This window comes from Novosphingobium kalidii, from assembly GCF_040534015.1.
Lineage (GTDB): Bacteria > Pseudomonadota > Alphaproteobacteria > Sphingomonadales > Sphingomonadaceae > Novosphingobium > Novosphingobium kalidii.
The window spans coordinates 1-17804 of record NZ_JBEWLY010000019.1 but is presented as its reverse complement, the minus strand read 5'-3'; the positions used below and the strand labels follow the sequence as shown (position 1 = coordinate 17804).

The 17804-nt window shown below is 61.4% G+C and carries 15 protein-coding genes and 1 pseudogene; 8 read left to right on the top strand and 8 right to left on the bottom strand.

Annotation, left to right across the window (positions count from 1 at the left end; all coding sequences use genetic code 11):
- Window positions 1-110: 110 nt before the first annotated feature.
- From ABVV53_RS11785 to ABVV53_RS11775, 3 genes are read right to left on the bottom strand one after another with little or no spacing between them, the layout of a single operon-like run.
- Complete coding sequence (locus ABVV53_RS11785) at window positions 111-764, bottom strand: glutathione S-transferase family protein (protein WP_353984623.1); 654 nt, start codon at window positions 762-764, stop codon at window positions 111-113.
- Window positions 761-1234, bottom strand: a complete 474-nt coding sequence (locus ABVV53_RS11780) for an SRPBCC domain-containing protein (RefSeq protein WP_353984622.1) — start codon at window positions 1232-1234, stop codon at window positions 761-763. The genes ABVV53_RS11785 and ABVV53_RS11780 overlap by 4 nt, the downstream gene beginning before the upstream one ends.
- A complete protein-coding gene (locus tag ABVV53_RS11775) occupies window positions 1235-1579 on the bottom strand; it encodes an ArsR/SmtB family transcription factor (protein ID WP_353984621.1) in 345 nt (114 codons plus the stop codon).
- A gap of 149 nt (window positions 1580-1728) precedes the next feature.
- Between ABVV53_RS11775 and ABVV53_RS11770 the strand changes: the two genes are divergently transcribed.
- The gene (locus tag ABVV53_RS11770; RefSeq protein ID WP_353984620.1) at window positions 1729-2331 is read left to right on the top strand and encodes a DJ-1/PfpI family protein; all 603 of its coding nucleotides are present in this window, start codon (window positions 1729-1731) and stop codon (window positions 2329-2331) included.
- 353 nt (window positions 2332-2684) lie between these two features.
- Here the strand turns inward: ABVV53_RS11770 and ABVV53_RS11765 are convergent, their stop codons facing one another.
- From ABVV53_RS11765 to ABVV53_RS11755, 3 genes are all read right to left on the bottom strand, one after another.
- Complete coding sequence (locus tag ABVV53_RS11765; RefSeq protein ID WP_353984619.1) at window positions 2685-3545, bottom strand: SDR family NAD(P)-dependent oxidoreductase; 861 nt, start codon at window positions 3543-3545, stop codon at window positions 2685-2687.
- 71 nt (window positions 3546-3616) lie between these two features.
- Complete coding sequence (locus ABVV53_RS11760; protein WP_353984618.1) at window positions 3617-4780, bottom strand: sulfotransferase family protein; 1164 nt, start codon at window positions 4778-4780, stop codon at window positions 3617-3619.
- 281 nt (window positions 4781-5061) lie between these two features.
- Window positions 5062-7779: a TonB-dependent receptor gene (locus tag ABVV53_RS11755; RefSeq protein WP_353984617.1), complete on the bottom strand. Its 2718-nt coding sequence runs from the start codon at window positions 7777-7779 to the stop codon at window positions 5062-5064.
- 734 nt (window positions 7780-8513) lie between these two features.
- Here ABVV53_RS11755 and ABVV53_RS11750 point away from each other — a divergent pair.
- From ABVV53_RS11750 to ABVV53_RS11725, 6 genes are all read left to right on the top strand, one after another.
- Window positions 8514-8819, top strand: a complete 306-nt coding sequence (locus ABVV53_RS11750; protein ID WP_353984616.1) for a TetR/AcrR family transcriptional regulator — start codon at window positions 8514-8516, stop codon at window positions 8817-8819.
- A gap of 164 nt (window positions 8820-8983) precedes the next feature.
- Entirely contained in the window at window positions 8984-9604 is a 621-nt protein-coding gene (locus ABVV53_RS11745; protein WP_353984615.1) for a TetR/AcrR family transcriptional regulator, read from the top strand.
- Window positions 9605-9905: 301 nt separating this feature from the next.
- On the top strand, window positions 9906-10385 hold the full coding sequence (locus tag ABVV53_RS11740) for an RNA polymerase sigma factor (protein WP_353984614.1): 480 nt from the start codon (window positions 9906-9908) through the stop codon (window positions 10383-10385).
- Between the two features lies 1 nt (window position 10386).
- The gene (locus tag ABVV53_RS11735; RefSeq protein WP_353984613.1) at window positions 10387-11328 is read left to right on the top strand and encodes a FecR family protein; all 942 of its coding nucleotides are present in this window, start codon (window positions 10387-10389) and stop codon (window positions 11326-11328) included.
- Window positions 11329-11419: 91 nt separating this feature from the next.
- Window positions 11420-14452, top strand: a complete 3033-nt coding sequence (locus tag ABVV53_RS11730; RefSeq protein ID WP_353984612.1) for a TonB-dependent receptor — start codon at window positions 11420-11422, stop codon at window positions 14450-14452.
- 79 nt (window positions 14453-14531) lie between these two features.
- Window positions 14532-15974 (top strand): CehA/McbA family metallohydrolase domain-containing protein, encoded by a 1443-nt coding sequence (locus ABVV53_RS11725; protein WP_353984611.1) that lies wholly within the window; start codon window positions 14532-14534, stop codon window positions 15972-15974.
- 71 nt (window positions 15975-16045) lie between these two features.
- Here ABVV53_RS11725 and ABVV53_RS11720 read toward each other — a convergent pair.
- Window positions 16046-16239: pseudogene (locus ABVV53_RS11720) on the bottom strand (transposase); the annotation flags it as partial.
- A gap of 331 nt (window positions 16240-16570) precedes the next feature.
- Here ABVV53_RS11720 and ABVV53_RS11715 point away from each other — a divergent pair.
- A complete protein-coding gene (locus ABVV53_RS11715; RefSeq protein ID WP_353984610.1) occupies window positions 16571-17224 on the top strand; it encodes an FAD-dependent monooxygenase in 654 nt (217 codons plus the stop codon).
- A 78-nt stretch (window positions 17225-17302) separates the two neighbouring features.
- On the opposite strand, the gene ABVV53_RS11710 is transcribed toward ABVV53_RS11715, so the two are convergent.
- Window positions 17303-17617, bottom strand: a complete 315-nt coding sequence (locus tag ABVV53_RS11710; RefSeq protein WP_353984609.1) for a hypothetical protein — start codon at window positions 17615-17617, stop codon at window positions 17303-17305.
- Between the last annotated feature and the right edge of the window lie 187 nt (window positions 17618-17804).

The following is a 17804-nucleotide window of genomic DNA, read 5'->3' as shown; positions in this document are numbered from 1 at the left end:
TCGGTACGTCAGCCCTAACGAGCCGCTATCGGCGAGACCAGCGCTGTGACGATCGCGATGCATCATCCCCGAAGGTATGAGCTCGCAATCTTTATCGAGAAGGGGTCAGCCTAGTCCCTGTCTGGTGCGCCGAGCGGAAAGTAGTGACGAAAGCGCCGCGCCTCATCCACCGCTCGCGCGAACGATGGCCGCTCCAGCAGTCGAGCACGATAAGCGGCGAGATGCTGATATCGTTCGGGGATTCGGTGCGTCCAATCCGCGTAGAACAGCGAGGGCGCTGCAGCGCAGTCGGCAAGCGTGAACGTATCGCCCACTGCCCAGGTGCGGCCGTTCATCCGCGTGTCGAGCCAAGCATAGCTGGTCTCCAGCATCTTGCGCGCTTCCTCCACGCCGTAGGGGTCGCGATCTTCGGGGGGACGCAGCGCATCGAACACGAACTTCTGCTGCGGGGTCATCACATAGTTGTCGAAGAAGCGATCGAGCATCCGCACCTTGACGGCCTGATCCGCATCGTCGGGGATCAGCCTGACTGGTCCGGGATGCCGGACGTGCAGGTGTTCGATGATGATCGACGCTTCTAGAATCACGCCGTCATCGTCGCGCAGGATCGGAAACTTCTTTAGCGGCCACAGGGAAGCAAGCTCCTCCCCGACGCCGGTATCCTCCATCATGCGGTAGGTGAACGGAATGTCGTTTTCATAGAAAGCGATCAGCGCCTTTTGGCAGTAGGAGGAGAACGGGTGGGCGAAGAGTTCGAGCGTCATGCGAATGCCCTCGTCTCACGGCCTTCAAGGATAGCGACCAAGTTATCGACGTGCCAGGTCGTGCCATGCTCGCGCCCCTGCACGGCCTCCATCCCACCGGAGAAGTAGGAACCCTGCTCCGTGTGGATCAGCATCGTTTCGCTGCCCCTGGCCCTGATCTCGATCGTTTGCAGGGAAACGGACAGCTTTTCGCCGCCGTGGAGCAGATCGTAGACGAGGACGATCCGTTCGTTCTCGACGATGTCGTGATAGGTCGCCTGGAAGTCGGTCACCAGCCCGCTCGGCCAGCGTGCGTGGAAGCGTTCCTTGCCGCCCACCCGGAAGTCGAGGTCACGAGCAAGTATCTCGGCATCGGAAGGCGTCTTGAACCACGCGGTCTTGGCCTCAAGGCTCTTATAGGCCGCGAAGACCTGGCTGGGCGCGGCGCTTAATTGTCGTTCGATGACGAAGGTCGCGTTGGTGACGGTCATTCATCTTTCTCCGATGGATGGCGGTTGCGCCAGAAAGGCTTCCAGTTGGTCGTATTGCTGTTCCCAGAACCGCTTGCGGTCCGTTATCCAGCGTTCGACCCGAGCCATCGCCTCGGCATCCAGCGCACATGTCCGGACGCGACCCTCCTTGCCGCTTCTGACAAGCCCCGCCGCCTCCAACACTCTCAAATGCTGGGTCACGGCGGAGAGCGTCATCGGCAGCGGATTGGCAAGTTCGCTGACGGAGGCCGGGCCACGGCTCAACCGTTCGATCATCGCACGACGGCTGGGATCGGAAAGCGCGTGGAAAGCCTTATCAAGCGGCCGCGACTCATACTGTAGCATTTGCTTAAGTGTTGGCAGATGGCGATCGGTGTCAACCTCGGTGATTCAGGTCAACGGCGGATTTCCCGTTTCACCATCGTTCGTGAGAAGTCAGGGTTAAGCTTGGTAACGGCCATTGACACCGGGCCGGACGCCCGCATCATCAGCACATGTCCCTCACCGTGGGTATTCTGCTATTTCCTGACGTCGAGGTACTCGACTTTGCCGGTCCCTATGAGGTGTTTTCCGTGGCCTCTCGTGTCGCGATCAAGGTTTTGGGGTTTGATAGTCCACCGTTCCGGGTTGTGACCATCGCCGAAGGGCACGAGCCGCTGGCAGCGCGCCATGGTCTGCGGATCGCGCCAGATCATGGCTTTATGGATGCTCCCGCCACCGATATTCTGATTGTCCCAGGTGGCATCGTTACCGAGCCCATGAGCAACCTGTCTACGCTGGCTTGGCTAAAGCGCGAGTCCGCTCGCGCTACTCTCACGGCGTCGGTGTGCACCGGAGCGTTTATTCTCGGCAGCATTGGGATCCTGGATGGCTTGAAGGCCATCACACATTGGGAAGACATCGACGAAATGCGGCGCATGTTTCCAAAAATCGCTGTTGTCGAAGGGTTGCCTTACGTCGATGAAGGGGCTGTCGTCACGTCAGCGGGCATCTCGGCAGGTATCAGCATGAGCCTTCATCTGGTCGAACGCATGATAGGTCCACAGCTCGCGCAGCTTACGGCTCGTCAGATGCAATACGATTGGTCTCCGGCCTGATTAGCCGGTCGGCCGATCCGCACTGATTTCTCGAAATTCGATCCCGTGCGGGACTGCCTACTCCGTTGGATGTGCCAGTTATCGCTGACAAAACGTGCCAATCAGCGCTGATATCTACACCTTTCCCGATTCGCATTTCACGCAGTCTAGGCGCGGCAGCACCAACCCAACAGCGGACCGCGCCCGGCGCTGACTACCCATGAGACCGCGCCATCATCGTGAGCTCGCTATCCAGCATTCCATGTTTCATCCGCCAGCCAAAAACGAACGAGACATCTCGACTTCCCGGCTTCAGTGGACGCTCCTGAACCAATGCGGCCGCTGATCCTCAAGACCCGGATTAAGTTCGGACCTTAGCCTACGAGCTCGGTCACCAGATCAAGCGAGTGATCCCACAGCCGCCGCGCGGTCTCGGGATCGGCGATCGCAGGGTCGAACCCCGCCCAAGCGTGGGTTTCAGGCCCAACCGGCAGCGCTTCGCCGCAATCTTCCAACACCAAGCCGCCGCGCCCCTCCAGTTCGGGCGCGGTGGCGGCCCACACCGAGGTGGCGGCTGCCTGCTCGACGGTTTTGACCATCGGATCGACGTTGCCCTCGGCATCGATAAAGCCAATCTTCCGCTTGAGTGCCTCTCCGTGATAGCGCTGCAGACCGGTCAGGGCCGATCCCGGCAGCAGGGCGTTGGCGAAGATTCCATCGCCACTCCAGCGCCGCGTGGCTTCCTGGGCGAAGAGGATGTTGGCGCTCTTGGACTCGGCATAGGCGGCGCCGTCCATATGGGGCCGCTTGGTCCATTGCAGGTCGTCGAGCCTCACCGGCAGGCCCTTGTGCGCGGCCGAACTGACGACAACGATCCGCGCGCCGCGTCCAGCTTCACCATGGGCCATTTGCCGCTTCAGCTGGTGCGCGAGCAGGAAGTGACCGAGATGGTTGGTGGCGAAGCGGACCTCTAGCCCGTTGGGCAGGTGTGAATCTTGAGACTTCGAGATCCCGGCGTTGCAGATCAGCACGTCGACCGGGCCACTGATCCGAGCGGCAAAATCGATCACCGATCGCAGGTCGCCCAAGTCCAGCCGCAGCAGGCGCGCTTTGATGCCGGCCAGCGCCGCCTCGCCCCTGCCGAGATCGCGCACGCCTAGGACCAGATCGGCACCCGCCCATGCCAAGGCGCGCGCCGTTTCGATCCCGATGCCCGACGACGCGCCGGTCAGCACGACCTGTCGGCCGGTCAGGTCTGCTCCTCGAGCCGCTTCCATCGCGGTGGTATGGAAGCCGAAACCGCTTATCATGCCGTCGCCACACCGAAGCGGTCCGAGTAGAACCGGAAGCGCTCGCGCAAGCCCTCCTTGCTGAGGCCGTAATCCTGGGGCCGGTATTCGTGCTTGCCGTGCTTGTCCTTGGGCGTATCGTCGCGCCACGCCTTCATTCGCGCCAGCGCCTCAGGCGTCAGTTCCTCGCCCAGGAAGTCGTAAAGCTGCTGGATTACCGGGAACGGATTCTTCTGAAACGGCGCGAAGTGGATGTCGAAGAAGCGGCCGTCGTTGCCGCCCTCGTCGCGGAAGGCGATCGTCCGGTGCATCTGCAGCTCGCAGGCATGGCTCGTCACCTCACCCATCCACAGCTTGTCCGGTCGGTCGGTGTGGGACTTGTGCATCTCGAAATACAGGTCCGAGACCGAGGGGATGACATTGGCGACATCGCGGTGCGTCATGCAGTAGCGGGCGTCGGGGTATACCTTGTCGAGAGCGTCGACGAACAGCGAGTAGGTCGGGTTCTTGAGCCGCCAGAGGCCCGGCGGACAGCGCCATTGCAACAGCTTGAGCACGCGCTTCACATAGCGGAAGGTCGGCACCAGATCGGCCTTGTTGTTGAACCATTCGACGTAGGTCGGAATGCGGAACGACGCTTGGAAGATCTGCGACTTGAAGTCGTACCCCATGGTGAGCTGATCCTCGGCTGGCGAGGTCGAGCTGCTGGGCAGCATCTGCTTCATTCGCGGCGTCACCTGATCGCGGCGCGCCATCATCGCGTCCATCTGCGCGATGCGGGGATCAGTCTGGTAGGTGGCCTTCTCGGGCGGCGGGCACGGCATCATGGATTCCCAGTTTCGCATGACGCGCACGGTCGGATCTTCACCCAGCAAGCAGTGCGTGGCGGTGGAGCCAGTGCGCGGCAGGCCCAGGATCATCAGAGGGCGGACGATTTCCTGCTCGTCGATCTCGGGATGGCGCGCGTACCAGTCCTCGATCTCCAGCCGGCGCATCAGCAGCATCGTCGCCTGCCCATCGAACATCGCCTGCCCGGCGTCGTTGAGATCGGCCTCTCGCTGGGCGGAAGCGCAGAGGATCTCCAAGCCTTCGATGAAGCCGAGATCACCGAAATCGTCAAGGCCGGTGGCGGCCTTGGCCGCTTCCATGAGCTGGGCGGGATTGGAAACGGATTGGGACATGTCCATCGCTCTCCCGGTGCCGTTTCGGCACTCGCCGGCTAGCTATGCCTGCGCCTCGGCTTCCGACAAGATGGCCGTCACATCTATCGCTGGGAGGATGCCACGACTAACCATCGTACGGATGGAGGCGCTCAACAGCATGTCGGCTGTCGCGCCGGGCTTTGCGCTCCAGCCACAGTCTAGCCTGCCTCTGCATGCCAAATGGCCTTGTCGCTAGCGGCGAGCCGAGAGGAACACTCGGTCCGTGAGCCCATCGTCCGACGCAGTGCAGTCCTTCTGCTCTAAAGGGCGGTTCGAACCGTCAAACCAAAAGTCCTGGGCTCAGCGAGGAAGGCGCCGAAGAGCTGAGTAGTGCGCTGTCCGGAGGACAACTGCGCTGCCGATGTGTTCGATCCCTGCAGCGCCGCATTGAAGGCCGTCTGAATGTAGTTGATGTCGAATGCGTTGCGGACCCAGCCCTCCACGGTCCAACTTCCATTCTGCGCGCCGACCCCGATGCGTGCGTTGACGATCATGACGCTCGCCTGCGTCTTCTCCGAGAACAGGTCAGAGCCCGTGTTCATTTCCGAGGTGTAGCGGAAGTCCCCATAGAGCAGGCCGCGGAGCGATCCCACGGGCGGTCTCCACTTTGCGGAGCCGGTGACAGTGTAAAGGTTCGAAAGCGACAAGCGTCCGCCAGGCAGCAGCGATAAGGCGCGGGGCAGCGAGTTGTTGCCGCTGACGTCGGGGCTGCCGACGAGATCGCTTGCGTATCGAGTGTCCGAATAGGTGAGGCCGGTAGACACTGTAAAATACTGCGCCGGATAGAGGAAGGCTTCGAGTTCGAAGCCCTTCGATGTCACGCCAGACTTGGTGTTCCCACAAGCAGAATTGCCCACGATCGTGTCACTGTCGCTCGTACCAAGGTCGTCCTTGCAACCGCGAATATCAGTGACGAAGAACGCGAACCCGTTGAACGTGTTCAGCTGAAAACTCTTATAGCGTTGATAGAAGCCGGTTGCGTTGAGGTTGAATCCCCGTCTACCGATCTTGGTCCCTATTTCAAAGGAGTCGACCTTTTCCGGCGCGAACTGGAGTAGGTCGAGGCCAGCGGTTGCCACTGTTCCGCGCGTCACAGGGTTATAGAAGGGTGCTCGGTCGAGATTGAAGCCACCGGCCTTGTAGCCGCGCGAGGCGCTTGCATAGATCATGATGCCGTTGGTAGGCTTGTAGCTTGCTGCTGCGGTACCGGCCCACACGCTCTCCTTGCGCTTTCCTGAGAATTCGCCGTTGACGGAGTTGACGACGCAAGTGAGCCCGGCAAGCGGCGCCAGTAGCTGATTGGCCAGCCCGCTGGCCACGCCCGACGCGGCACCCAGCGCACCCGAAGCGGCAAGGCCCTGCAATCGCGCGATGTTGTCATTGTAAGTGCCGCAAGGCGACGTACTGTTGAGCGAGGCGTTGAGCGTCTTGCTATCGCTGGTGTGACGCACGCCGACGGTCAGCGACAGCTTCTCCGTAACGTGAATGATGTTGTGCGTGAACAACGCATAATTGCTATCGGTCTGACGGTAGCGATCCCGGTCGCCGGTGCCGGAGAGCGGGACGTTTTGAACCTGCGCCGCCACGGCACGGGCGATCGCGTCGCGCTGCGCAATAGGTAGGGCAGTGAGCTGGGAAGCGGTGAACGCGTTGGCGAAACCTTGAAGACTGGCGAAGCCAGTGGCTGCGAACAATTGACCGAGCGCAGGGCTGACTGCCGCGAGGCCAGATGCTCCGACGACGTTGGCGTACCGATCATAATCCGCGCCGTAGACTAGATTGTCAGTGACGGTCAGCGCCTCGTGCGCATAGTATCCGCCAACGAGCCAGTCGATCTTGCCATCCAGCAGCGTGCCTTGGGCACGCAGTTCCTGGGTGAAAGAACGGAAGCGATTGAAGCGACTACCATCGTCCGGACGAGCAAGGATGTCTAGATTGTTGAAGTCAGCATCCTGACCATTCGTATACCTGTTGTAGCGGTAAGCTGTGATCGAGGTGAGCGTCGGGCCACCCAAATTCCAGTCGATTTGAACTGACCCACCCCAATCCCGCACGTCGGAGCGGTAGCTTCGCCCTGGCGTGATCGCAGCGCGACGCCCATAGGTATCGTCCGTTATGATGCCGTTTCCAGCGCCAGCCACGACGGAGGTGAAGCGTCGCTCCAGCAAGGCGATGGACGAGGGTGTTACTAGGAAGCTTCCGTCAGGCTGCCGAGTACGATCTACCGCCGGCAAGAAGGTAGCGGCGCAACACTCCTCGTCCTGCCGCGAATAATCACCGATCAGGAGCACCGAAAGTGCATCGGTGGGGGCATATCGCAGCTTTCCGCGAAGCAGATAGCGATCCCGGCCGTTAACCCGACGGTTCGAGATCACATCCTTCACGAAGCCATCGCGATGATTGTAGACACCATCCAAGCGGTAGTCGACGCCGCTCTCTCCAATGGGGCCGGTGATGCCAGCGGCGATACGATGATAGTTGAAATTGCCATAGCTGCTTTCAGCGAATCCGCCGAATACGTCCTTGGGTGTGGCGGTGGTAATGCTGATGATGCCGGCGGAAGCGTTGCGGCCGAACAGCGTGCCCTGAGGACCACGCAAAAATTCGATCTGCTCGATGGGGCCAAGTTCGGTCAGCGCCACGCCGGCACGGTTTCGATATACCCCGTCTATGAAAGTCGCGACGGAGCTTTCAAGACCTGGATTGTCGCCCACTGTGCCTACGCCACGGATGCGAGCACTGCCGCCCGCGGCCTCTGACGTCGTCGAGGAGACGAGCAACGAGGGAACGACCTGCGTGAGTTCGCGGATGTCCGTTGCGCCGGTGTTACGTAGAGCTTCCGCCGAGATCACCGACACCGCGACGGGCACTTCGGACAGCCGGCTTGCGCGACGCGTAGCGACAACGATGATCTCGCCTGCACTCACCCCTTCGCTGCCTGCCGTGGAGCGTTCGTCCGGTGTGACCGGCTCGCTCATTGCGTGCGCAGTTCGCGGCGTGGCTAAGCTGCCCGGTGGAGGCGGCGGTCCCGTCTGCGTCCAGGCTTGCGTCGCGCTAAGTGCCAGTATTAAAGTCATCATGCCCGTGAGCCACGCCGTGTGTTAGCGAATGGTTGAGGCCCATGCGATGAACGTAAGTGCTCCCCCGCTCATCGCGTCATTGCCGATAATGCACTTTGCTGTGTGCGCTGAGACACGTTAATATTGCGAGAGTGTCACCTACGGTTTTTCCCGGTGGAGAAGGCGCAGCTCTGACCTGTCCCTCCCGGAATCCTTGAAACCCTGTTTTTTGAAGATTAGGATTGGGATGGGCAAGCGGTGCAAGCCGGAAGAGATTGTCAGCGGTCAGCACCGTAGCACAGATTTGATTTTGTGAATTCGGGGGCTGGGGATGCGCCGTATGACAAAGTAACGAGTTCTTATGCTCTGCAACATTTGCGATCGATCTCCTCCCGGCTCACGCGCTGGCAAGATAATCCTGCACCCTCCGGATCGCTTGGAAGGCAAGCGGGGAGTTCATGCGTCCCCGCAACTTGGCCATGTAAATGGCCGTCGGACCGAGACGCAGGCCCTCAACGTCTATTTCTTTGAGGCTGCCGTCTGCAATCTGAGCCTTAACTAAATCTCTCGAGCAAATGCGTGCCAAGTCAGTCGTTATAACGGCTTCGCGCAAGATGTGATAGTTGTTGCATATCAGGCGGGAGCGCAAGCAGATGGCAGACGAGGGCTTGCGCGGGCTAAGCATGCGCAAGGTGGCGGCCCGTGCCGGAAGCACCCGTGGCGGGGTGACGTCACGTGCGGGGCGCAAGTCCGAGCTCATCGCCAGCCTGTTTGCGGACATGCTGGTATTTCAACATGCCAAGCACGAGCGCTGGTTGGCGCTGACGCAAGGCATGGATCTTGCCAGTGAAAACGTCCTGGCTGCGGTGATCGCCGCATTCCTCGATGAAGCGAACACGCATGATCGCTCCCAATCGATCGTGCTGTGTGAATTGATGGCAGACTGCGCACGCCGATAAGAGCGTCATTCCGATCTCGCGGCGCTCGTCGCGGCGGAGGAGCAGTTCTGGTGTGATATGCAGCGTGGCGCACCGAGGGCCGAAATCCTGGGCTGGGCGATAGCCAACTATTGTCGTGATGAGCTGCCTTCGGCCTGGCGCTCCACGGTAACGCCGAATACCACTTGCTCAGATCCGCGACCCTCGCGCGGTTATCATCCCGGATCGCGCCCGGCGACACGGCCTTCGCCACTGGCTTTGAAGGATTCCTGCCGAGCATCGACCGCCCGCCTGAAGATGCGAGCGCCTCTGCACGGCGGGCTCGTGAGATCGGCGCGGCTGTTGCTGCCCTTATCCGGCGAGAAGGTGTCGCAAGCATCTCCCATCGCAGCGTGGCAGCGTCGGCTTGCATCCCCAAGTCGTCGATTGCGCACCACTTTCGCACCCGAGAAGGCCTCCTGAAAGCTGGCTTGGTACAGATCCATGTCCAGTTGATCGCCGCTGACGATCTATTCAACGTCGGCGGAGACGTCATGCCGGATATGACGCTGTCCATCGCCAGCCACTCGATCGCCATTGAAGCAACGCGTGACCCGGCGCTCATCCCCTCGGCTTTGAACCTGCGAAAGATGCGTGCACAGTTCATCGTGCAGGAGCTTTCCACGCGCCTGCGAGAGGGGCGGGCCGATCTGGCTGCATTGAACGCAGCCGGCATGATCCTCATCGGCGCGGGGCTGGGTATCCACCTTGCCGGTGGCGAGATGTTCAAGCCGCTCACGCACGTGGAACTGCTGCTGCGACGATAAGCTCGGCGAAGACCCGGTAGCGACAATCAGGTGCCTGCCGTCACCGAGTTATACGAGCTGACATGGCCGCACTGTTCGCGGCTCCCGCAGCCCTCGGGGCTACCATGTCACGCAGGGCCTTGCCATGATGGCGATTCCGACTCGTTATCGGGTTCACGGCGCTTGCCTGAGCCTGCCTAAATTGCGCCCTTCCGTTCGCGGCAGGGCTCGGCGGTCTAATCCCGGTAGCATTTGCCGATGGTCCTTAAACCGTAACGTCGCAACTTTAGCGGCTCGCGCATGGCGGCAGGGGAGAGTCTCTATGCGCGAGTTTGAACTGGTTGGCAGTTGGAACAAGCTTCGGGAACAGATCGCTCGGATGACGAGGCGCGACGATGCCGAAGACTTGCTTCATGATGCGTGGGTCGGCCTCAAGCAGCGGGAAGTCGAAGCACGCAACCCGACAGGGCTGCTGATGCGCGCAGCCGCTAACTTCGGCATCGACGCCCATCGCCGGGAGAGCCGCTGGGCACGGATGCTCTCGCCCGACACGGAACTCGATGCGATGGCAGACGGGATGCCGCTGCAGGATGAAGTGCTGATAGCGCGCCAGCGATTGGATCGGCTGCGTGCTGGGATTGCACTTCTCAGTCCCCGAACCCGGGAGATTTTCTTGAAGCACCGGCTGGAGGGACTTAAATATCGGGAGATTGCGCAGGAGTTGGGGATAAGCCAAAGCGCCGTCGAGAAGCATATCGCGCGCGCCATGACGCATCTGATCGAATGGATGGAGAGTTGGTGAGGTGACCTCCCGCAGCAAATTGGAGGGCCCCGATCGGCAGGCTGCGGAGTGGCTGGCGCGGCTGCATGCGGATGACCGCGCCCATGATGATGAGGAAGCCTTCCGCTCGTGGCTTAAGGCCGATCGGGCGAATGAACGCTCGTTCGAGAATGCCTCTGAGATCTGGACTGCGGTTGGTGGCCTGCGCGAGGAGCATCTGCAGCAGTTGCAAAACGCACGCCCTGCACCAGTACGTATGTCGCGCCGGGCTGTCGTGGCTGGCGGCGGCGCATTGTTCGTCACTGCAGGAGTCACCGCCGGTTGGCAGTCGGCCTATGCCGGTGTCTACAGCACGGGAGTGGGTGAACAGCGTCGTTTCGTGCTCGAGGATGGGTCGCGAGCCATGCTGGACACGGCCACCCTCATCCGCTTCCGCTCGAAAAGCGATATTCGCATGCTTTCGTTGGAGGCGGGACGGATCGATCTAGACATCGCTGCCGATAGCCGCCCCTTCGTCATAGACATGGGAGAACGGCAGGCCACCGTCACCTCCGCGCGGCTGGACGTTCAGCGGACGGGGAAGAGCGTGGCGCTTACCGCCGTCAGCGGTGTCGCGCGGATCAATACTTCCCCCGGAGGCAGCCTCGCCGTGCCTTCGGGCAGCCGCATCGCCATGGTCGCCGGGGACAAAGACAAGCTGGACCGGCCGGAGCTTGAAGACCTGATGGCTTGGCAAAGCGGAAGACTAGCCTTGCGCGACGATACGCTCAGCTACGCCATTGCCGAAATGAACCGCTACTCGCGGCGCACACTCGTTGCTGCCGATCCCAAGGTCGCAGGTTTGCGGTTCAGCGGTGTGTATCGCCTTGGCGACCCGGAAGCCTTTGCCCGCTCGTTGGCGCTGTTGCTTCCGATCCGCGTCGAAGTCGCCGGCGACCTGATCCGCATCGAAGGGACTGGCTGAATTTTTTTTACCGGCTGGGGTGAGGTAAATCTGCTCTCGTTCGTCATGGCAGCGAGCGCTTACGTCAAGCGTGCGAACGGGGACACGTAACATGACGAATTTGAAAAGGCGGCTCTGCCAATCGGCAGCGTTGGGCCTGACGCTTTCGATGGTTTCACTGGCCGCGCCTGCCGCAGCGCAGGCCCAGACGCGGCGGGTGCAGATTTCCATGCCAGCGCAGCCGATGGATCGTGCGCTGGAGCAGCTTGCGAGGCAGAGTGGCAGCGACATCCTGTTCACTCGCGCGGCGGTCGATCGGCTCGATGCGCCGGCGCTGTCCGGCGAGTTCGACGCGGAAACCGCCGTGCGCCGCCTGATCGCGGGCAAGCCGCTGCGCGTGGTGCGCGACAGCCGGGGGGCGCTGATCGTCAGCCCTTCGCCAGCGGCGACCGCACAAACGCCCGCAAGCGCCGCTTATAAAGTCGAAGCGGCTGACGACATCGTGGTCACTGCCAAGTTCTCGCAGGGCGTCGCACGATCGCTCGACGTCAAACGCGATGCGGACTCGATCGCGGATGCCGTGGTCGCCGCTGATATCGGCAAGTTGCCCGCGTTCAACATCGCCGAGGCACTGCAGCGCGTGCCGGGCGTTACAATCGTGCGTGAAGCTGGTGAGGGGCAGTTCATCAGCGTTCGCGGCCTCGGTCCGAACTTTCAGGCGGTGACTTTCGACGGTATGCCGCTCGCCTATAACGAGAACATCCGTAATTCCGGCCAATCGGGCCGTCAGTTTCGCCTTCAGGTCCTGCCTGCCGCGCTGATCGATGCGGTTGTGGTCACCAAGTCCCCGACTGCGGATCTTGTGGAGGCAGGCATCGGCTCATCGGTCGACATTCGCCTCATCAACCCGCTGGATCGGGAGACGTTCGTCGCCGCCACAGCCTTTGCCGGGTACGAGGAACGGACAGATACGACCAACCCTAATGGGGCGTTGACGGTCGGATGGCGTAATCCGGATCAGACCTTCGGCGTCATAGGCGGCATTTCTTACTCCAAGCGTGAAGTGCAATTCGACCGTCTGCGCAACGGCTGGGCTACGGCGACGATTGCCGGGCTCGGTACGGTACGGGTCCCGGGCGATGTGCAACCCTATCTGGAGTTGGAAGACCGTGAACGGATCAGCGCGGTCGCGGGGGTCCAGTGGCGCCCTTCAGCCGGGTTCGAGATCGACATCGATGGCCTCTATTCGAAGTTCGACAACGAAACCACCGAACGCCGATTAACCTACTACATCCCCAGCCTGATCTCGCGGCTCGATCTTTCGACCGCAGTGGTCGAGGATGGCCGCCTGGTAGCAGGCACGATCCGGGGCGCCCGGATCCGCAATTACGCGGAGCATCTGGATCAGTCGCATGAGAACCTGCAACTCAACGCCACAATGAAGCTCGATCTCGGCGGTTGGGAAGTGCAGCCGCGTTTCAGCTATGCGCAAGCACGCAGCGACCTCAACACGCCGATTCAGCGCGTGCAGTATCGAACGGCGAACGGTGCAGGCGGAAACCTGACATTCGATTTCAGCAATGATGTGGTGGGTGACGGTAAAGTTGAGTCGCTGTTTACTGACCTCGACCTGACCACCGGCGAGCGGATGGTATTCGAGAGCTTGGCCATCCGGCCGATCAATTCCGAAGACGTCGACAAGACTTTGGTGCTCAATATCGGGCGTGATCTTGCCTTCGGAACGGGTGGGCTGAGCTTCACCAAGCTGCGCTTCGGCGGCCAGTACTCCGACCGCTACCGCAACTACCAGCGCCGGGATCGCAACAGAGCGGTGCTGCGCCCGGGGGCCACGCAGACGGACGCGTTCCTGCAGTTCCCCGTGCCGAGCAACGCCTTCGATCAGTCGATTGTTAACGGGCAACCCTGGCGCAACGTGGACTGGAACCTGTTCAACGAGGCCTATACCCTGGGCGATGAATTCGATGGCGTGAGCCCCACTGCCCGTGACCTTGCCCCCACCGCAGCCGATCTGCAGAACTCCTACCGGATCGGCGAAGAGATCCTGGCGGGATATGCGCGGGTCGACTTCGAAGCGGACATCGGCGCCGTCCCCGTTACCGGCAACTTCGGCGTTCGTTATATTCGCACGCGCACCGATGTTGAGGGCACGACCGTTGTACCGGTCCGCAACAGTGCGGGTGCGGTGACCACCACGGTGACGCCCACGACGACGCGCGCCAGCTATTCCGAATGGCTGCCCAGCGCCAACGCCACCTTCCGGTTGACCGATAACGTGCAGTTCCGGCTTGCTGCCGCGCGCACAATGACGCGGCCATCGCTGTCCGAATTGCGTAACTCGATCAACACCAACAGCGTCACCGTAACCAGGATCTTCAACGAAGGGGCAGCGGCGCTGAACGATCCCACGCTGATCCTGACGGGCGCCGCGGGTAATCCGAACTTGCGTCCTTACACGTCGTGGAACTTCGACATGTCGTTCGAATGGTACTTCAACGACTTCGGCGCTTTCACGGCCGCAGCGTTCCACAAGGATATCACCGACTATATCGCTTCGGACTTCGAGACGCGTTCACTCGCGTTCGCCGTGAACGACGGGTCCACGTTGCCGGTCGACGTGCTTGTGGCCACGCCGACCAATGTCGGCAGTGCGCAGATCTCCGGGCTCGAATTCGGATATACCAACAAGCTGGCGTTCGGCCTTGGCATCACCGCCACTGCAACCTTGGCAACCACCAAGCTTGAATTGAACAGCCGGGGCGCTGGTCGCCAGTCTGCTTCGATGCAGGGTGTCTCGGACGTCAGCTACTCGATCACCCCGTTTTTCGAATCAGGGCCGTTCGAGTTCAACGTAAGCTATACGTACCGCAGCGATTACGTGACGGATGCCGGAGCACTCGTGACTTCGCTGCCGACACCCGACGATGTGGTGAGCAATTCCCAAAAGGGCTTCGGCATCGTCGACGTGGGCGCCAGCTATCAGATCCGGCCTAACGTCGAGACATTCGTGCAGGCGGTGAACGTGCTAAATCAGCGGCAAGTCTCGTTCGCGGGTACAAAGCAGGAGTTCACCGAGATCCATACTTTCGGGCGGTCCGTCAACTGGGGCGTCCGCGCGAAGTTCTGATCGTGGGAAGGGGCGCCGAGGCACTCTCTCGCCTGGTGCCCCTTGTTGCCAAACGCCTGCTTCACAAATGGGATAAACGATGCTTCGCACATGTTTCGCAGGGCTGCTGTTGGTCATTGCTCTGGATGCTGCAGCAGCAAGCCATCCTACCACTGAGCGGCGCTGGCTAGCTGGCGACCATCATGTCCATAGCATTTATAGCGCCAAGTATCCTACCGATCCAGAGCGTCCCGAGATCATGCCGGAATCGGTCATCGGGGGCGATTCCAGCCATACCATCTTGCAGAACGCCCAGATGGCCCGCCGCTTCGGGCTCGACTGGATGGTGTCCACCGATCACGGGGGGCCACACCATTCTGCCCTAAATTACACGAAGGCGTGGCCGGACGTGGTGGTGGCGCGCCGCGCCGTTCCGGACCTGCTCCTGTTCTATGGCATGGAGTTCGACGTGCCCGGCGGCGAACATGCCACCTTGATCCTTCCACTTGACATCGATGAGCGCGACACCCTGCGCGAGATTGAATCGCGCTTCGGCAAACGCGAGGCTTTTCCGCCCGATCCTGCGCGCAATACCAAGCCAAGGATGATGGAGGCGCTACGATACATGGCGCGCCTGCCCAATCCACCAGTGCTGATCGCCAATCATCCCTCGCGCACCGCGCCTGGGCGCAGGCAGTGGGGGCTGCATACACCGCAGGAATTTCACCAGTGGCACCAGACCGCTCCGCATGTGGCGATCGGCATGGAAGGCGCGCCAGGACATCAGGCTGCGAAACCCAAACAGGGGCTCGATGCCGCCCACGGCTCGCGCGGTCTTTATGGCGGCTATCCCACGATGGGTGGGTTCGACCAGATGGTCGCAACCCTGGGGGGCGCATGGGATACGCTGCTGGGCCAGGGCCTGCATTGGACGATCACTGCCACGTCGGATTCTCACGGTCACTGGAGTGAAGGCGGCGCGGATTTCTGGCCGGGCGAGTACGCCAAGACCTGGGTCTTCGCCAAGCCCAGTTACAGCGGTATTCTTGAGGGTCTGCGCGCTGGCCGAGTCTTTGTGGCCACTGGCGGCTTGATTGACCGGTTGGACTTTCTCGCGGGCACCACCGGTCGACAAGAGATGACGGTCAGCATGGGCGATACGCTGATGCTAAGCCGGCGCCAAACGGCAGAGATCACGATACGCTTCCGGTCGGCCACTGCCGGTGCAGGAGGGAAGGTGCCCGCGGTCCATCATGTCGACCTAATCATCGGCTCTACGCTTGGCGAGGCCCGTGCTGAAGGGCAGGGCGAGCGCAACGAGAGTGCGGTCGTGGCAAAGCGCTTCACCGCCAGCGACTGGCGCCAAGATGGCGAGATGCAGGTGATCCGGCACCGCCTGAAGCTGCCGGCAGGCGTCCGCTACATCCGCCTGCGCGGAACTAACACCACACAAGCCGAACCCGAACCCGACCGCGCAGGGGAAGACCCATGGCAGGACTTATGGTTCTACTCGAACCCGATATACGTCCAGGGTGACCGGTGACCTTGTTCTACAACGAAGTGCGAGCACGTCAGGAACAGGGTGCAGCCGCCCGAGTCGAGCGGCAGCAAGCGCTTGCAGTTCTCCTCTTCGAGCTGTTTCACGCCCGCAGCTCGCCGACACCACGTCCGCCGTACACCTTCTGCCAACGCTAGAATGCTGATCGTTGCTTCCCATTCGGCGGATCACCTCCGCCACCGGTGTACCCCGTCTCCGCCTGCTTCAAAGCGAAGGCAATCTGCTCCTCGGTGGACTTCGACTTCTGCAACTCCCAGATCTTTGCCCTAAAGGGCCAGAAAACTCTCACTCAGAACGAGAGTGGGACCGACGATCGAAACAGGCGCGCCGATCGAGCGATAAGGTTCAGAGCGACCCATCCGCCAGCATCTCGCGTGTGCGCTTCAGGGTGGACAGCAGGGCTGCCTTGTAGCCCTTCTCACCGTCGAACTGCACCTGCTCGGCCTGCCCTTCAGGGCCGTTCGGCTCCTCGCCGCGCAGTCCGAGCTAGCAGTAGAATTTCAGCTGAAGCTCGCTCGCTTCGTCCTCGGACAGCTCGTTGATGATCGCGCCCTCACGCGGGCCGGTCGCCTGGGAAGAAGGTGACCCGTCTCGCCGCGCGCTACCGGACCGGCAACCTGTTCGTGGCCGGCGACGCTGCGCATCTTTATCTTCCGGCCGGAGGACAGGGCATGAACGTCGGCGTGCAGGATGCCATGAACCTGGACTGGAAACTTGCTGCAGTTCTTAGCGGCAAATCGCCTGATGCGCTGCTCGACACCTATGAGGCGGAACGCCGCCCTGTTGGTGCGCTACTTGCGCGCAACACCCAGGCGCAGGGCGCTCTGATGACTGCATTTAATCCCGGGCACCTTGCCCTCCGCGCGGAGATGTCGGACCTGCTCAGGATACCGGCGGTGAACCGCCGATTGGCCGGCGTACTGTCCGGGTTTGACCTATGTTATTCGAGCAGTGAATTGTTCGGGGACGCTCTGGGCGTCGGTGAGCGGGCCGCCGACCACGCCCTGACGCTGACAAATGAAGCATCGACCAGCCTCTACCGTTTGCTGGCGCACAGCAAGTGGCTGCACCTGTCGCATAAGAACGGCACGCGCGGGCCCTTGCCCAGTTGGCTGAATCCCCAGTGCGCGTGCTGCGTGGATGCGCAGCATGCCGAACCCAACCGCCCGGATTGCGACGTCGCAGCCAGGCTGGTTCGGCCGGATGGCTACAGTGCCGGACATAACCGGTCGTGATTGCCTTGTAATGCCGGAGCATACGAGGATGGCGGGACGTGAAATCTTCGATCAGGTATGCGTACTTAAAGGGACCATTCACATCCGCGCGATGCCTGCCCGGCCCAGGCTGTGCATTGCCGGCGCCGCAGCAGCGAGCCTACCATAGCGGCGGCCTACGCCTTTCCCCGCGCCTTTCGCGGCGGATAAGGCCTCGTCCGCTCGCAGCCGCAGTTCGACGGTGCACGCTGCATCCTCTGGCAGGCAGGCGAAGCCGATCACAAATGCCAGCGTACCCTGCAACGTGCACCAGACTGCCGACAACGTTACTGATGTGTCAATGGTCGGTACCGAGTGAAGGGCAGATCGTGACCGCCTGGTACGTCGCTGCCAATCCACGAGGCGGGCGGTCATCAATGTGATCTCAAGCGCCAAGAGAAAGCCATAGGCGGAGTCACCACTACGTAGAAGTGCTACGCTGGTCACGGCGAGGGCGTGACGTCCTGCCTATTTTTTTCATCCACTTTGAGTGAGATTTTCCGGCGCTTTAGAGCCATCAGGCAAGGAGCTGGGAAATGAAGAAGTCGAGGTACACCGAGGA

What these genes read in the sequence shown, in the direction of transcription:
- ABVV53_RS11755 (WP_353984617.1), bottom strand. Translation starts at nt 7,779, where the DNA reads ATGAGCGAGCCGGTCACACCGGACGAACGCTCCACGGCAGGCAGCGAA.
- ABVV53_RS11775 (WP_353984621.1), bottom strand. Translation starts at nt 1,579, where the DNA reads ATGCTACAGTATGAGTCGCGGCCGCTTGATAAGGCTTTCCACGCGCTT.
- ABVV53_RS11750 (WP_353984616.1), top strand. Translation starts at nt 8,514, where the DNA reads ATGGCAGACGAGGGCTTGCGCGGGCTAAGCATGCGCAAGGTGGCGGCC.
- ABVV53_RS11725 (WP_353984611.1), top strand. Translation starts at nt 14,532, where the DNA reads ATGCTTCGCACATGTTTCGCAGGGCTGCTGTTGGTCATTGCTCTGGAT.
- ABVV53_RS11730 (WP_353984612.1), top strand. Translation starts at nt 11,420, where the DNA reads ATGACGAATTTGAAAAGGCGGCTCTGCCAATCGGCAGCGTTGGGCCTG.
- ABVV53_RS11785 (WP_353984623.1), bottom strand. Translation starts at nt 764, where the DNA reads ATGACGCTCGAACTCTTCGCCCACCCGTTCTCCTCCTACTGCCAAAAG.
- ABVV53_RS11710 (WP_353984609.1), bottom strand. Translation starts at nt 17,617, where the DNA reads ATGACCGCCCGCCTCGTGGATTGGCAGCGACGTACCAGGCGGTCACGA.
- ABVV53_RS11770 (WP_353984620.1), top strand. Translation starts at nt 1,729, where the DNA reads ATGTCCCTCACCGTGGGTATTCTGCTATTTCCTGACGTCGAGGTACTC.
- ABVV53_RS11740 (WP_353984614.1), top strand. Translation starts at nt 9,906, where the DNA reads ATGCGCGAGTTTGAACTGGTTGGCAGTTGGAACAAGCTTCGGGAACAG.
- ABVV53_RS11760 (WP_353984618.1), bottom strand. Translation starts at nt 4,780, where the DNA reads ATGTCCCAATCCGTTTCCAATCCCGCCCAGCTCATGGAAGCGGCCAAG.
- ABVV53_RS11780 (WP_353984622.1), bottom strand. Translation starts at nt 1,234, where the DNA reads ATGACCGTCACCAACGCGACCTTCGTCATCGAACGACAATTAAGCGCC.